General features: G+C 38.1%; 15 protein-coding genes. All 15 read right to left on the bottom strand.

All coding sequences use genetic code 11. The annotated features are described in order from the left end of the window. Positions 1–46: 46 nt before the first annotated feature. Positions 47–685, bottom strand: a complete 639-nt coding sequence (locus tag NV377_RS03920) for a nitroreductase family protein (RefSeq protein ID WP_258199853.1) — start codon at positions 683–685, stop codon at positions 47–49. Between the two features lie 311 nt (positions 686–996). Next, positions 997–1,716 (bottom strand): SDR family NAD(P)-dependent oxidoreductase, encoded by a 720-nt coding sequence (locus NV377_RS03915; RefSeq protein ID WP_258199852.1) that lies wholly within the window; start codon positions 1,714–1,716, stop codon positions 997–999. Positions 1,717–1,773: 57 nt separating this feature from the next. After that, complete coding sequence (locus NV377_RS03910; protein ID WP_258199851.1) at positions 1,774–3,252, bottom strand: Lsa family ABC-F type ribosomal protection protein; 1,479 nt, start codon at positions 3,250–3,252, stop codon at positions 1,774–1,776. A gap of 370 nt (positions 3,253–3,622) precedes the next feature. Further along, positions 3,623–3,826, bottom strand: coding sequence for a heavy-metal-associated domain-containing protein (locus NV377_RS03905; protein ID WP_258199850.1), 204 nt, complete (start codon positions 3,824–3,826; stop codon positions 3,623–3,625). 28 nt (positions 3,827–3,854) lie between these two features. Continuing rightward, complete coding sequence (locus NV377_RS03900; protein ID WP_258199849.1) at positions 3,855–4,478, bottom strand: nitrite/sulfite reductase domain-containing protein; 624 nt, start codon at positions 4,476–4,478, stop codon at positions 3,855–3,857. A 31-nt stretch (positions 4,479–4,509) separates the two neighbouring features. Continuing rightward, the gene (locus tag NV377_RS03895) at positions 4,510–5,376 is read right to left on the bottom strand and encodes a DUF8832 domain-containing protein (RefSeq protein WP_258199848.1); all 867 of its coding nucleotides are present in this window, start codon (positions 5,374–5,376) and stop codon (positions 4,510–4,512) included. A gap of 30 nt (positions 5,377–5,406) precedes the next feature. Then, positions 5,407–7,839, bottom strand: coding sequence for a heavy metal translocating P-type ATPase (locus tag NV377_RS03890; RefSeq protein ID WP_258199847.1), 2,433 nt, complete (start codon positions 7,837–7,839; stop codon positions 5,407–5,409). Between the two features lie 18 nt (positions 7,840–7,857). Further along, on the bottom strand, positions 7,858–8,055 hold the full coding sequence (locus tag NV377_RS03885) for a copper ion binding protein (protein ID WP_258199846.1): 198 nt from the start codon (positions 8,053–8,055) through the stop codon (positions 7,858–7,860). Between the two features lie 470 nt (positions 8,056–8,525). Beyond that, complete coding sequence (locus NV377_RS03880) at positions 8,526–9,149, bottom strand: hypothetical protein (RefSeq protein ID WP_258199845.1); 624 nt, start codon at positions 9,147–9,149, stop codon at positions 8,526–8,528. A gap of 77 nt (positions 9,150–9,226) precedes the next feature. Beyond that, positions 9,227–9,790: a GNAT family N-acetyltransferase gene (locus tag NV377_RS03875; RefSeq protein WP_258199844.1), complete on the bottom strand. Its 564-nt coding sequence runs from the start codon at positions 9,788–9,790 to the stop codon at positions 9,227–9,229. Between the two features lie 122 nt (positions 9,791–9,912). Then, entirely contained in the window at positions 9,913–11,133 is a 1,221-nt protein-coding gene (locus tag NV377_RS03870) for a GNAT family N-acetyltransferase (protein WP_258200359.1), read from the bottom strand. Positions 11,134–11,245: 112 nt separating this feature from the next. Continuing rightward, positions 11,246–11,716 carry an SRPBCC family protein gene (locus tag NV377_RS03865; protein WP_258199843.1) on the bottom strand — a complete coding sequence of 157 codons (471 nt, stop codon included), beginning with the start codon at positions 11,714–11,716 and terminating at the stop codon, positions 11,246–11,248. A gap of 29 nt (positions 11,717–11,745) precedes the next feature. Then, positions 11,746–12,390, bottom strand: coding sequence for a ribonuclease H (gene rnhA, locus NV377_RS03860; protein ID WP_258199842.1), 645 nt, complete (start codon positions 12,388–12,390; stop codon positions 11,746–11,748). 18 nt (positions 12,391–12,408) lie between these two features. Continuing rightward, positions 12,409–13,215 carry a DUF2797 domain-containing protein gene (locus NV377_RS03855; protein ID WP_258199841.1) on the bottom strand — a complete coding sequence of 269 codons (807 nt, stop codon included), beginning with the start codon at positions 13,213–13,215 and terminating at the stop codon, positions 12,409–12,411. 144 nt (positions 13,216–13,359) lie between these two features. Next, on the bottom strand, positions 13,360–15,855 hold the full coding sequence (gene uvrA / locus NV377_RS03850) for an excinuclease ABC subunit UvrA (RefSeq protein WP_258199840.1): 2,496 nt from the start codon (positions 15,853–15,855) through the stop codon (positions 13,360–13,362). Positions 15,856–15,864: the final 9 nt, after the last annotated feature.

The following is a 15,864-nucleotide window of genomic DNA, read 5'->3' as shown; positions in this document are numbered from 1 at the left end:
AAGTACTATATAAAATATTGCAACTTGTACTAAAGGAGAGTCTGTATTATTTCCATACCGTAGTTGTTTCAACAGGCAGTCGATAGGATTGGAACCCTTCACTTGCAGCTTTACCAATTGTAATCAACATCACCGGGATGTAGCGGTTTTTGTCAAGCCCAAAAGCCTCGGCAATAAGCTCTTTCTCATAACCACCGATTGGATTCGTATCATATCCGTGAGCACGTGCAACAAGCATAAGTTGCATAGCGACAAGTCCTGAATCCAACATAATCGTATCTTTCATTACTTCATCAGTCATGTTAGCATAAAGTCCTTTGAAATAACCGAGTTGAGCATTTTTAACTTCTTCAGGCATATATCCTAATTCCACTGCTGTACCATAAATCTCTTCAGAATAATCAAAATTGTTTTTATCTGCAAACAAAGCGATTACTGCCGAAGAACTTGATACTTTGTCTTTATTGAATTGTGCAAGAGGGGCTATCGTCGCTTTTCCTTCCTCACTATCAATTACGACAAAGCGCCAAGGCTGCATATTAATTGAAGATGGAGCTGTTGAAGTTTGTTCTAATATTTCAGTCATTTCTTCACGGCTGATTTTTACACTTGGGTCATAAACTTTGATCGAGCGACGACCGTTTAGGATCTCATTAAAGTCATTCGTTTTCTGATATTTTCTCATGATGTGTAGTCTCCTCTTAGATGGGTTATTTTATTGATGTATCAATAATTGATTAGTCAATAGTTGATACATCAACTAATATAATATAGTTTATTACATTACGCAATTGTTTTCATTCATTTGTAAATACTTACCTTGTGTCTATGTCGGATTATCAGCGACGAAGTTACATCGCCGCTGATCTGGAATTGTGCTATAGAAGTCATATTAAAGAACTAGCAACGTCAAAGTTTAATAACAATTGTAGAGACGTTATTGAAAAACTCACTATCATGTACTATAAATAGAACTGTTGGAGCATATTCTTACAATTATGCATTTGTATCAGTTATTGCAGGAACATTAATTTCTTTAACACAAGCTGCTCTAGAAAGACTAATTACACACTTCACAAGTGATATCATATCTTGAACTGGAATACGGGTTCCATTATATTCATTAATCGCCTTATCAGGACCGTCTTCATAAGGAATATCGGCTGCTAGCTCACCTGGGTTGATACAAGTGACTGTAATACCATCCTTCCTTACATGCTCTCTTAAGGCATTTGTTATTCCACGTAGACCGAATTTGGAAGCGACAAAAGAAACTTGAGAATTATTGGTGTGATCTAATCCAGCCGAAGAGCCGATGAGAATAACCTTACCTGCTTCCGATTTCCGTAAATTAGGCAATAATGCTTGAATGCAAGTTATTGTTGAGGTCATATTTACGTGAATAATGTTAGCAATATCTACAGGATCATCGTGGTCAAAGTTATATTCATCCTCGAACCCAGACTTTTCCCAGATACCTACATTATATATGAGCACATCTAACATCTCTTCTTGAAGTGAAGCTACTATTTTCTTCGCAACATGCTGTTCAGCTAGATCTGCCTGAATCCAACTTCGATGGACTCCATCTTGTAGATCCAAACTATCAGGTCTTCTTCTAGATACTATCCAAACATGATCTCCAGCAGTTGGTAGTCCTTTAACAAAAGCATCTCCTAATCCTTGACTAGCGCCAAAAATAATATATTTTTTCATCTGATTCTCCTTTTATGCCCTTACTACAATCGTCCAATAGCATACAAAAAAGCTATTCTAAAGCTTAACAACCTTTGTAGCGACGTTATTGCAAAATTCTCTATCATGCTCTACAAAAAGAACAGTTGGTGCATATTCTAGCAGTAACTCCTCAATTTGCATACGTGAAATAACATCAATGAAATTAAGTGGTTCATCCCATACGAGTAAATGAGCCCTCTCGCTTATGCTTTTTGCAATGAGTACTTTCTTCTTCTGCCCTCCACTAAAAGTCGAAATATCCTTTTCAAATTGAACTCTTGAAAAATCTAGCTTTCGTAACATTGCTTTGAAGATACTCTCATCGATCCCATTATTTGCAGCATATTCAGATAAATTACCTTGCAGATGTGAAGTATCTTGAGATACATAAGATATTTTTAATTGACTATCTTTCTTGAAACTCCCCGTAAAATTCATATCCTCACCGCAAATAAGTTTGATAATACTTGATTTCCCTGAGCCATTGATACCCGAAAGTGCTATTCTTTCCCCTTGTTCAATCGTAAAACTGACATCAGAGATTACATTCTTATCATGGTAATAAATCGATACATTTTCAAGTTCAGCAAGTTGGTGTTTATGATAAGTAAGATGTGCAAGTTCGAGACGCTCAGAACCTTCGATATTTTTGAGCAGTTTGGACTTCTCTTCAATGGCAGATTGCTGTCTTTGCTCAATTGCTTTAGAACGTTTCATCATTTTCGCAGCCTTGTGTCCGACATAGCCTTTATCTATTTTATTGCCAGAACTTCTTGTACCGTTTTTCGTTCTCTCTACTTCATGGGACCAGTCGCCCGTTCTTTTGGCAGAATGGGATAGTCTCTTAATATCGCTTTTAAGCTTTTCATTCTCTGCAAGTTCAAAGTTATCTTGTCTTGCTTTATTTTCCCACCAACTTGAGAAGTTGCCTTTTTGAATCTCGATGTTTGTCTTATTGATGGAAAGGATATGGTCCACGCAGTTATCGAGAAATGCGCGGTCGTGGGATACTAATATATAACCACGTTTCGTATTGAGATAATTACTGACTAGTTGTCTTGCATGCATATCAAGATGGTTAGTTGGTTCATCGATCAAAAGAAAGCTATTTTCTTTAATAAACAACGTAGCTAATAGCACCTTCGTCTGTTCACCATTAGATAATGAGGCAAAAGGACGATACAGTACATCTTCAGAAACTTGGAGCAATGATAGTTCACGCATTAATTTCCAATGAACATAATCAGGGAAGATCTCATGGATGACATCGAGCGTATTATTCTCCTTGTTAGGCACATGGAATGGGAAGTATTCAAAACCAACATGAGCAGAAATGTTTCCACTATACTCATATTTCCCTTGCAACAACGCCATAAACGTTGTTTTCCCTCTCCCGTTTCTTCCGGTAAACCCCAACTTCCAATCGGTATCAAGTTGAAAGCTTACATTCTCAAATATATTATCGTAGCTGCCATCATAGGCAAACGTCAGATTGGTAACATTAATTAATGACATAATATAATCCTCCTGTATAAAAAAATAAAGAGCTACAAGAAAGTTACCATTCTTGTAGCTCAAATAAATACAGTTAAACTAACCCAAAATAGAGTTAGAGTAGGATATATTTTCTGAGTGAAAAGATGTAGCAACTTTCTTGCATATAAAAAATAAAACATACGAAAATAAGCCTTCATAGTTTTAATAATTTATATTTCTACAAGAAATTGTACATGCTTCTTTTCAGCCCCTATCCTTAATTTATAAGTATCATATCATGGTTATTTTGGAAATTCAACAATTCAAACGAATTAATAAAAGTACCTATTCGATGAAGAAGATACTGCCTCTATCGAATAGGTAACAAAGAATGCGCATTGAACTTTCTCTATTTGGAAACAGAATATCCGTTTGCTTTAATAGTTCCCTCAATTACTGCTAAGTCTATTTTCGATGCATCAAATGTCACGTTAACTGTGCCATCTTTCATATTTACGTTTGCTTCAACACCGATTGCATCAAGTGCACCTTCAATTTTATTCACACATGAACGACAAGACATACCTTCTACTTTGACGATTGCCTCTTGCATATGATTCACCTCCTTGTAGTCTATTGTGCTATGTTGCGATTAACTGTTGTAAACGCTCCAGCGTAACGCGCTGAATGAATTTCTTGAACTTCTCTTTTCCTTTAGCGTGCTCATTATAGTAATGAATAAGTGCCATAACAATCGGAACAAGCTGCTCTTCCTGTACTCCTGATATTAGTGATTGAGCAAGCGAGGCTTTGAGTCCTTTCGGTTCGCCACCTATGAATATTTCATACGTATTACGCATTTTGACGACACTAATATCTTTCAATAAAGGTTCGCTTGTTCCAAGAGCACAACCAGCATAGCCTATTTTGATCGGCATCGGTGTCTTAATTCCTGCGATTGAAACATTTAAAGTTTGGGCTACTGCAAGGCCAGCTTCCTCAGCACCTTTACAAAAATTACAAGCAATTAAGCTTTTTGTAACAAATCCTGCGGGATTTACTTCTAACCCTGCATACTCAAGCTTTTCTGTAATTAATTCTCGCTCGACTAAGGGAACTTCCATATAAAGTTGCCCAAAAGGTGTCATTTCAATCTTTACATTTGGACCTAAGACAACTCCGATTGTGGTAAGCTGCTCTACAGTAAAAAGAATTCCACCCACCTGGATTGGTGGGCTTATTGCAATTTTTATCGTGTCTAACATCTCGGTACTCCTTCTAGTTGGATTTATCCAATTACTTCACATCAACGACGAAAGGAACGGTAAATACTTCTCCATCTTGCTGAAATTGTCCCCATAACTTGTAGGTACCGCTAGTTGGGAATGATGTAGCAAACTCAGCAATTGGTCCTGTAGATTTCTCATCTAACGGATGAACATGAATATATTGCTCTGCATCTGCGGAAAGGATTACGACATGACCGACAGCACCTAAGTATTGTTCTAAGTTGTCAATTCCATGCTTACTGTTAGCATCTACTATATTAAACGTTAACGTTACCTCTTCATTCGGCTTAGTTCCGCTTAGCGAAAGTGTAATCTCTTTACCATCAACTTCTGTTACCAACTTCTTGTCAGCTGTAATAGCGACTGGAATTTTCTCTTTCCCTTCTACTTGTATCCGCTCACTTAGCGTAGTGCTGGACCCTCCGCTTGGAATAAAGTCAGCAAAGAGCTTATACTCTCCACCGACAGGGAAAGTCGTATTTATTGTGAACTTACCGTCACCAACAAATTCTGGGTGTATGTGATTGAAATATGATAAGTCTTCATTGACCATGATGAGATGAAGCAATTTCTCATGGTTTAGCTCAAAGTTATTAACAGGTTGACCATCATGATCATTAATTTGGATCGTCAATGTTGTTTCTTCATTAGCTTTTGTTTGATTTGTATCGAAGGAAAAAGAAGCTTGTAAATGACTTTCTGTTTGCTTAGTAGTTGCATGACCGCTATGTTCAGCTGCGTTTGAATCATTTTGTGTTGCCACGTGACCTGCAGTATGATTATCATCTGCCGCTGTATTGTTGCTAGTACCACATGCCGTTAATAAACTGAAAGTAAGAACTATTGAAAGGAACATTATTTTGTTCTTATACATTCGATTACTATCTCCATTTCCCCTTGAAAATTAGTTGCGTATTTTTACACGTTGTAGACGAAGTGCATTAAGCACAACAGAAACTGAGCTTAATGCCATCGCTGCACCTGCTACCCATGGAGCTAATAAGCCAAGCGCTGCAATTGGAATACCAAGTGTATTGTAACCGAGCGCCCAGAATAGATTTTGCTTAATATTGTACATCGTTTTTCGACTCATATAGATGGCATCTGGTATGCTTGAAAGATCACCACGCATCAACGTCACATCTGCTGCTTCCATTGCCACATCCGTGCCAGTACCGATTGCCATTCCAATGTCCGCTGTAGCTAAAGCGGGAGCATCGTTAATGCCATCGCCGACCATTGCTACCTTCTTACCTTGTGCCTGCAATTTCTTCACTTCGTCCGCTTTCCCTTCAGGAAGAACTTCAGCGAGGACATGCTCAATACCAACTTGAGCCGCAATTGCTTTGGCTGTGCGCTTGTTATCGCCAGTAATCATGATGACTTGAATACCCATTTCCTTCAAACGACTGACTGCTGCAAGTGAGGTTTCTTTAATCGTATCTGCTACAGCTACCATACCTACGTATTTCTTATCGATAGCAACCAGCATCGCTGTTTTTCCGGATTCCTCTAAAGCAGACATTGTGTTATAAATATGTTTAGCTTCAACTTCGAATTTTTCTAATAATCGTCTAGTACCGATAAGCAATTCTTTACCTTCGACAATAGCTTTGATCCCATAACCTGGAATTGCTTCGAATGATTCCGTTAGTGGAAGCTCAATATTTTTTTCCACAATACCTGCAACAATTGCTTCTGCTAGAGGATGCTCTGAGTTTTTCTCGGCTGAACCTACGAGTCGTAGAAACTCCTTTTCGTTTCCTTCAACTAAGACATCAGTAAGCTCAGGTTTCCCTTTAGTTACAGTACCTGTTTTATCTAAAATAATCACATCAATTTTATGTGTTTGTTCTAAGTGCTCTCCACCCTTGAATAAGATTCCTAATTCTGCAGCACGTCCTGATCCAGCCATTATAGAAGTCGGTGTAGCTAGACCCAAAGCACAAGGACAAGCAATAACTAAAATTGCGATAGCTTTTTCTAATGCCCCAGCAAAATCACCAGGTGTTACGATGAAGTACCATACTAAGAAAGCAATAACTGCAATTCCGACCACGATAGGGACAAATATTCCCGAAATGACATCTGCCACCCTTTGAATTGGAGCTTTAGAACCTTGTGCTTCTTCTACTACTTTAATGATTTGAGCAAGTGCGGTTTCTTTGCCTACTTTTGTTGCCTTTATGCGAAGCATACCGTTCTTATTAATTGTAGCTCCGATAACGGAATCTCCAGCTTTCTTTTCAACGGGAAGACTTTCACCAGTGAGCATAGATTCATCTACGGATGAGATACCTTCCAATACTTCACCATCGACAGGTACTTTATTACCCGGACGAACAAGTACGATATCTCCTGTAAGTACTTCTTCTACTGCAATTGTTAATTCTTGACCATCTCGAACAACTAATGCTGTCTTCGCTTGTAAACCCATTAACGATTTAATCGCCTCTGATGTTCTACCTTTTGCTAATGATTCAAATAATTTGCCCATTAATACTAGTGTAATAAGGACTGCACTCGTCTCATAATACATCGCAGGACCATGATGAGCGCTGCCGCCCTTGATTGCCCAATCAATAGTTAAGTACAAGCTGTAAAAATAAGCTGCTGATGTACCTAGTGATACTAATACATCCATATTAGCACTACGGTTACGAAGTGCTTTAAAAGCGCCAATGTAAAATTGTCTACCAATATAAAATTGCACTGGAGTTGCAAGTATCAATTGGAACCACGGATTCATGAAGAGATTCGGTAGCCATATCCAAGAGGTGAACGAAAAGTGGCTGACCATTGCCCATAGCAGTGGAAGCGATAAAGTTGCTGAGATGAGCAGTTTCCGTTTCTGTCTTGACAATTCTTTTGCTCTGCGCTCAGAAGGGTCACCTTGTTCTTGTTTAAGATTAGCTTTATAGCCCAGCTTTTCAACTCGCTGTTGCATATCATTAACTGAAATATCAATTGGATTGTATTCAACATGGGCAGTTTCCATTGCAAAGTTTACATTGGCGCTACTTACCCCAGGTAGTTTATTTAATGTTTTTTCGATTTTAAGTGCACAGGCAGCACAAGTCATACCTTCCAATTGTAATTCTATCGTTTCTTTTGCTGTACTAAAGCCTAGCTTTTCAATGCTTTCTTCCATCTTACTTACGTCTACTTTAGTTGGATCATAAGAAATAGTCGCTCTTTCCATTGCAAAATTCACGTTTGCTTCCGACACGCCTTCCAGTCTGTTCAAGCCTTTTTCAATACGGTTAGCACAAGCGGCACAGGTCATCCCAGTAATCTGTAACGAAGTTTGTTGTTTACCCGCTTCAGTAGTTGACATTATATAAACACCTCGTTTTTAGACTTCGTATCCTTGCTCTTCAATTGCTTCTTTGATGTTATCCAGGGTAAGCTTGCTTTCGTCAAATTGTACAGTAACCGTGTTAGCTTTCAGATCGACTGATCCTGTAGCTCCAAGTTCCTTAAGAGCACTTTCAATTGAGTTGACACAGTGATTACAAGACATTCCTTCTACTTCTAGAACTATATTTTGCATTGATGATTTCTCCTTTAATGTTCAAATTATTCAGATAAGATGTAAATGTCATTGGCGTTCTCACAAGTAGCGACCTTGACGATAAAGTTGAATGTTAACATCTCACTGTAAATATAGTATACCCCCCTACCCTATAAAAGTCAACATAATTATTATATTTCATTAGAATTCCACACATTGTATTAAGTATTTAGGAAGGAGATTGTTTGTTTCAAGCATGACCACTTCACATACTCCCCCCCTATATGATAGTGTATTAAAAAAGGATTCTCTTGTTGAATCCTTTTTTAACGATCCATCACGCAACTTTTCATATGATGTTCTAACAAAAGTTTTCCTACATACACCATTCAATGCTAATTGCAAAAAAGAGCTCCGCAAGGAAACTCTTTCAAGCAATTAGCAACTTATTATATAGTCTGTTAGTTTATAAAAAATGCAGCAAAATTGTTATGCTATACGATATTTAGTTAATCTTCGAAGCGTAAGGTGAAGATGATTGCATGTTCGAGTTTAATTAACGATTCTGTTGATAAATCCCCACCAGAAATATAATTGCCGCTAGTTGATTGCATTCCCCATAAAGGAACAGAATTTTCTGTCGTAAATGTAAGGACATTAGGGTTATTCAGTAAACCTCTTGTAATTAATTCTTTGTCCCGAGGAATCGTATAGATAGCAGTGCTTGAACCAGAGCCATTCATTTTACTCACTTTAACTTGGTTAACATCGTCTTGCCCTTCCATAGAAATCGTATCAATGGATATAATAATTTCTATTTCTGTGCTTTCTAGATTTTCTGAACTGAAAAATAAATCTCCTAATGATCCGGAAGACTCGACTTTTTCTCCATTTTTCCATATATCGATATCCAAGTTTGCATTTGGTTTGTTACCTTTATAGCTCAGTTTGAATGCACCGCACATGTTACCAAGAAATGGTTTGTACTTGGCCTCTTCTCCTTTGAATAGTTCAACAGGTGTCAGAGTAATTTCAGTTGGTTCATCTTTCTTCTCAGGAACAGAGGTTTGTAGTTCTGTTGTGCACCCCGTTAAAGCTAGTAATAATATGACAAGACAAGCGATTGTACGCATAACATCCCTCCTGATAGGAAATATTAGCATAAGTAAGATATTATTGCCAATTATACCCACTAATCATCTCATTGTACCTAATTCGATGTTGTTCGTTGTGAGTGTAGCTTTTCATATATAATGAAACCATCATTTTCACTTATGGTGGTATAGCCACATTGCTTATAATAATTATTAAGCTTTTCATTATGAGCGATACAATCTAGTCTAATTCTATCTCTTCCAGTAAATTGTATTCCATTATCAATCCACGACAGTATTTCGAACCCCAAACCTTGTCTAGCATACTCGCGATTGACAATAAAGCGATGCAAGTAAACCGCATTGTTCTCGCTTGTCGCTGCTTCTCCCCAAAGTTTCTGATCCCACTGGCTTGGATGTTGTTGCAAAATGACAGAACCAGCTAGAGCAGTCTCTCCAGCTTTGCGAAAAATAATTATTTCACCATTGGCAATAGCGGATAAAAGATATTGGTCATCTTGCTCATTTGGCAGGTTATTCCACTGCGTCGAACCTATACTTTCAAACCAACTTACTGTTTTTACTATCAAATCGCGAATCACATTCATATCTTCAGGACCAGCATGTGAAGCATATACGTCATTGTTGATAGAAGAATTTATGATATGTACGTTTGTCATGTTGCACCTCTTTTGTTGTTATATCACTACCTACTATTTTCACACAAAAGTCCCACTATAGTCGATAGTCACCTTTAATGGTTTGGGATTAATGGTGTCTATCACTATAAAGGGATCTATTCTCAGAAATAATCTGAAAAGTATGGGTGCTCTTGTCTAATCCATTGTTCAAGTAATTCGATTGAATTATCATCTGCTTGGATGCGCCCTATTCTTGCTAAGTACGTTGGACGTTTGTAACCCATCAACATTGTAGTTAATGCTGAGACGTCTGCAGTTAAGGAAGGGTTTACACCCCCTTCTCGAAGCTCCCCCTTGCCAGTAGTATCCACAGTCAAAGTAAAGGTTCCTTGGTTCCATTCCAACATAGGGTCACTTAAGTTGAAAGTTAGTTCGTATACTTTATCTAGGCACCGAAATGGATATTGCTCAACGAATAATTTAATGTCTACTATCCTTGCCATATAGTAAGGGGCAAGCGTTTCTTTGATATCCCCATCATCTAAAATAAAGGACAACGGTTCATTTTTGTAAATGTCGCCTTTAACTAATTTAATCATTGAAAAATGAGCACTAATAAAGTTCCACAACCCAGTTCGTGCCTCTTCTATAATGTATACCATTTCTTTAATATAAAATATTTCTTCAGCAACCCAATATAACAAATACCCCATCGGTGAGTCGTTGTCATCATAATAGATTGCTACAGTCATATCGTCTAAATCCCAACGTAAATACTCTTCCCAAGCTAACTCGTTTCGGAGCATCGCACCATGATGAGAGAAAGCAAACTTTTCATATATTGCCTTAATGTCAGGATGGTCAATAGTAACTCTTTCAACACTGCCTGGCACATACTTCGTCTTAGGCAACTGGGTATCGGGAACTTCAAAAGATATTTTATCCGTAATAATTTCCCAGCCTTTTCGCCTATAGTAAGGAATAGAATATGGATAAAGAAACGAAATGGATTGTTTATGCTCTCGCATTTTGGTTAGAGCATGAAGCATTAATTGATTCATTAAGCCTAAGTTAGCATATTCGGGATAAGTTCCAACAGCAGTTAGCCCTCCCATCTCATAAATACGTCCAAAAATATTAACTTGAAATGGGTATATCGCTAACTGTGAAATTAATTTTTCTCTATCAAACCAACCAAAAACATCTGCATGTTTAAGCACAGCTAACTTAGACTTAGTAATTTCTCTATTTTCCCAGCCAAAGGTTTGTAAATCGCGATTAGTTACTTGAAATACATAACGTAATAAATCATTAAATTGGTCCCCGTGCTTAGGTTCTACATTTGCCAATTTGAGTCTGTCTCTTAACTTACTACGACTCATCATAAATACCTCCGCTTCATCCTTACGGAATTCCTAGTTATTATTGTTAATATCTTCACAATAAATACATGATGATTGAGGAATGTTTGAGAAGCATTCACTATGCAGTTATTTACTGTAATATAGCTTTGTACTGCTCATACCATTTACTCCAAATCTTCGTTCGATCTTCGATTATTTCTCCATCAAGAATAGCTTGAATAACATCTAAACAGACATGCCAACCTGCTATATCTCTTGGAGTATGCTCCGTCACTTTACTAATTTCCTCACAGAATATAAGTTTGCTTCCCCCATCCACTTCAGAAAGCTGAAATCGAACGTTATCTTCTGCCCAAGTATATTGAAGTAAATAAGGAGCTTGTACATCTAAAATTTTCATGTATTCGTATGTACCATCCCCCATATCGAAGGAAATGGTACCATCTATACGTAAATCTTCTACCTTCAGTTCCGAAAACCATTGAGTTAGTTTACTGTTATCTGTAAGCATATTCCAAACATTATGAATAGAGTGGTTCAGCACACGCTCCATTGTTGCTAAAGTTTTTCCATCTACTAAAGTCGTAAATGTTGTGCTCATCAGCTTACCTCCAATGACTATTTTTCGAGTTACTTTCGACCATAATCTGCTTTAATCTGCCCCCACTCTTTCGTGTTCCATTTCATCACTTTGGTGTCGTATTGGTTATTCTGTAACCAAGCAATTGCACGATCAACTAAATCCCATATTTCTTGTGTAGAAGCATCGCGGACTAATGTAGAAGAAACTGCTTTATTGTTCACCCATTTGATTGCATTAACTGAATCGCTATATATATTTCTTGAACTTCCAATTTTTTTGAGGTAAGCAAGCGCATGAACTATAGCAAGAAACTCTCCAAGATTGTTCGTGCCTTTCGATATAGGACCGACAGAGAATATAATCTCACTATTACGTGTGTCGACTCCTTTGTATTCAACTGGCCCAGGGTTTCCACTTGTGCCAACATCTACAGAGATCGCATCATAATCAATTTCTCCGCTACTAGGACTAACGACGTTGTTCGAACTTATTTTGGAGCTTGTTTTTGCTTTTCCTTGTCCCCAATGTTTCTCCCAGCCGTCTTTAAATGCTTTTGTTGCTGCATCCTTTGTATCAAATGCTTTATATTTCGCATCAAATACTTTAAGCACTTGTTGTTGACATTCTGGCCAGCTCATATATATTCCAGGTTTTTTCCCGCTCCACACGACATAATACTTTTGCTTTACCATTATTGAATCCCCTATCTACTAATTAATCTGATCTCCTATTGTAATGCTAACTTTATACCCTGAAAACTTTCTCATATTGATAACTGCATGTTCAAAAATAAAGTAATTTCCCTTTATTCCTATTAAGCGGTCTTTAATAATCGGAGTTTTACCTAAATCGTATGTTTTAATCTTATCAGGAGAGTTTAACTTCGGATGTTCGAATTCAGATATAAGTGCATCATGTATAAGATATGGCTGAAATCTTTCTGTAACTAATGTGAAGAGTTCATCTCTAGTTTCTAAAAGTTCTACAAGATCTGCTTGATCCTTTAACATTTTACGCCAATCTGTCTTGTCGCGTACATATTGGGTTAGTTCAAACTCTAGTTCACCCGCCATTTGTCTCGTAGGAAGTTCAGCAATAGGTATAGCTTGAATAGCACCTTGGTCAACCCAGCGCTTTAACTGATTACCTTTTCTAGTAAGACCTACTTTTACACCACTACTAACAGATAAATACACATAATGCGGTACCATACAGTAAACTTGAGCAAACTGTTCATTCCGGCATGTGCCTTGAGCGAAATGACATTCATGAGGTTTCACGATGCAAAGATCATTTTCTGCAAGTTCGATAAAACAAGGATAACAATAACCAGAATTATATGTTTTTTTTATTTTACGATTACAATGTATACATCTTATTTCATCGAGAAATTTGATTTCAAGTTGCTGACCTATCCACTCATTACATGGTAGCTCTGTCTTGTCCAGTTTCAAGCTATATTGCACGGGATTTTCATATTGATGTGTAAAGCCTCTTAACATTCCATCATATTGCATGGTGCAAACACTCCAAATCATATAGAGAATTAATACTCTATTAATAATAACGTATTGGCACAAAAATAAATACAACCCCTACGATTGTAGAGGTTGTAAATTGAAGACGATTGAAGACGATACTGTTCAAATTTGGACAATTGGTTAAGCAAGAATTTCTTTCAAGAACATGCCAGTATATGAAGATGATACGCGAGCTAGTTGCTCTGGCGTTCCTTCAGCCATAAGTTTTCCACCTGCTGCTCCACCCTCAGGTCCGATATCAATGACCCAGTCGGATTCTCGAATAAGCTCCAAACTATGTTCCACAACAACTACCGTATTGCCAGAATCAACTAACTTACTTAATAGAAGATGAAGTTGCTTAATATCTGACGGATGAAGTCCTGTCGTAGGCTCGTCCAGTAAATATAACGTATGTTTCTTAGAGGGTTTACTCAATTCTTTCGCCAGTCGAACTCGCTGACCTTCACCACCAGATAATGTTTTGACAGATTGTCCCCACTGAAGGTAACCGAGGCCAACTTCACATAACATTTCAATTAAGCTAGAGATTTTCTTCTCCGTTTGTAATATTGGTAAACTTTCTTGGATCGACATATTGAGAATATCAGAAATCGATAATCCTTTAAATTGAACTTGCAGAACTTCATCGGTGAATCTTCTGCCTTTACAGTCATGGCATTTCACTTCTAGGTCTGGTAGGAAATTCATATCAACGGATAGTACTCCTAATCCTTGACATGTCTCGCAGCGTCCACCTGATGTGTTGAATGAGAAATGTTTGGCTGTTAGCTTTCTTTCCTTCGCTTCTGGTAAGTTAGCAAATATTTGACGCAGATGAGTAAATACATCTGTATAAGTCGCTACATTGGATCTTTGCATTCTACCCATCGGAGATTGATCAAATATAACGACATTACCGATTTCAGCGAATCCATTGATTGATTCGCATCCTAGTTGCTGCTTAGTTTCTGCATTTCCTTGCGCTAAAATGTCGAATACTAGTGTAGATTTACCTGAACCTGATACCCCAGTAACCGAAACAAGGCAACCAAGCGGAATAGTTACTTTCGGGATGTTGACATTACGTGCATGAGCTCCATGGATTGTGATGACTTGACCATCCCCTTGTCTTCGCGATCTAATAATAGAAGTAGATTGTTCTTCTCGCAAATAAGCACCTGTAACCGAGTGCTGTGACATCATAAGATCTTCTAAGCTACCTTCGCCAACAACAGTTCCTCCATCTACTCCTGCACCAGGACCGATATCAATGATATGATCCGCAGCGCGCATCATATCTACATCATGCTCGATAACGAGTACAGTATTACCCATATCACGTAGTTGTTGTAGTACGCTGATTAACCCTTTCGTATCTCTTGGATGAAGTCCAGTTGTTGGCTCATCAAGAATATATAGTACTCCAGTTAGTCCTGAACCGAGTAAGGAGGCAAGACGCAATCGTTGTGCCTCCCCGCCAGATAACGTTACCGTTTGACGGTTTAAGGAGAGGTAACCAAGTCCAACATCAATAATACGACGAAGTCTTAGTGGCATTTCATGAAGGATCGGTTCAAGTAGATGTAGCCCTTCTGTAGGTAACGCAGCGATAAGTCCCTCCGTCCACTCTAATAATTGACCGAGTGACCATTCTGATACTTCCGTAATCGTTGCACCTGCTACTTGAACAAGTCTCACTTCATGCTTCAAACGAGCGCCATGACATTCATGACAAAGCTGTTCGTGAAAGAAACCGCCATCTTTCTCCTGACCACCTGACTCGCCTTCCTTCTCTTTGTAGCGACGCCACAAACCAGGAATTACGCCTTCGAACTTCGTGCCTTGAACGGGCTTCACATCAGGGTAATGACGCTTAAACTTCTCACTCTCGACACCGTAATATAATAAATCATGCTGAGCTTGCCCATACTCTTTCAATGGTTGCTCAGGATCAAACTCAAACCCATAATGTTTCCCTGCCGCCACTAAAATACGAGTCTGAATATCACGATGGACACCATTTAATGAAGCTACTCCACCATCTTTCAAACTAAGCTCTTGATTAAAGACGGTAGCTTCATTAATTGTTGCTACATGACCAAGACCACTACATGTTTCACAAGCACCTTCTGGCTTGTTGAATGAGAAATGTGACATCCCTAACTTTTCAAGCTCTACATGACAATGTGGACAATGAATTACTTGATGATCCGTATACTCATCTTCATCAGGAATTGCCGTATTAGGTTCGAAAGTAGGTGTTATTATTCCATTGCAAGCATGACAATGTCTAACTCCTAATCGTGAGAAAATAAATCGAACGAACATATAGATATCGGTACTAGTTCCAAGTGTCGAACGTGGATTACGATTCGTTACATGTTGCCCCACACTTATCGACGGTGAAAGCCCTTCTATCATCTCAACTTTTGGCTTGCTAATCGTATCAGCCATCATCCCCATCGATTCCATATACTGTCTCTGACATTCCCTTTGCAAAGTATCCATAGCAAGTGTGGATTTACCCGATCCAGATGGTCCAGTTAATACGACAAGTTTATATTTTGGAATCGAAAGCGAGATATTTTTCAAATTATTTTCTCTCGCACCTTTAATATATATCGTATCCTTCATTCCAATTCT

The organism is Paenibacillus endoradicis, from assembly GCF_024721975.1.
This window is presented reverse-complemented; position numbering and strand designations above follow the sequence as displayed.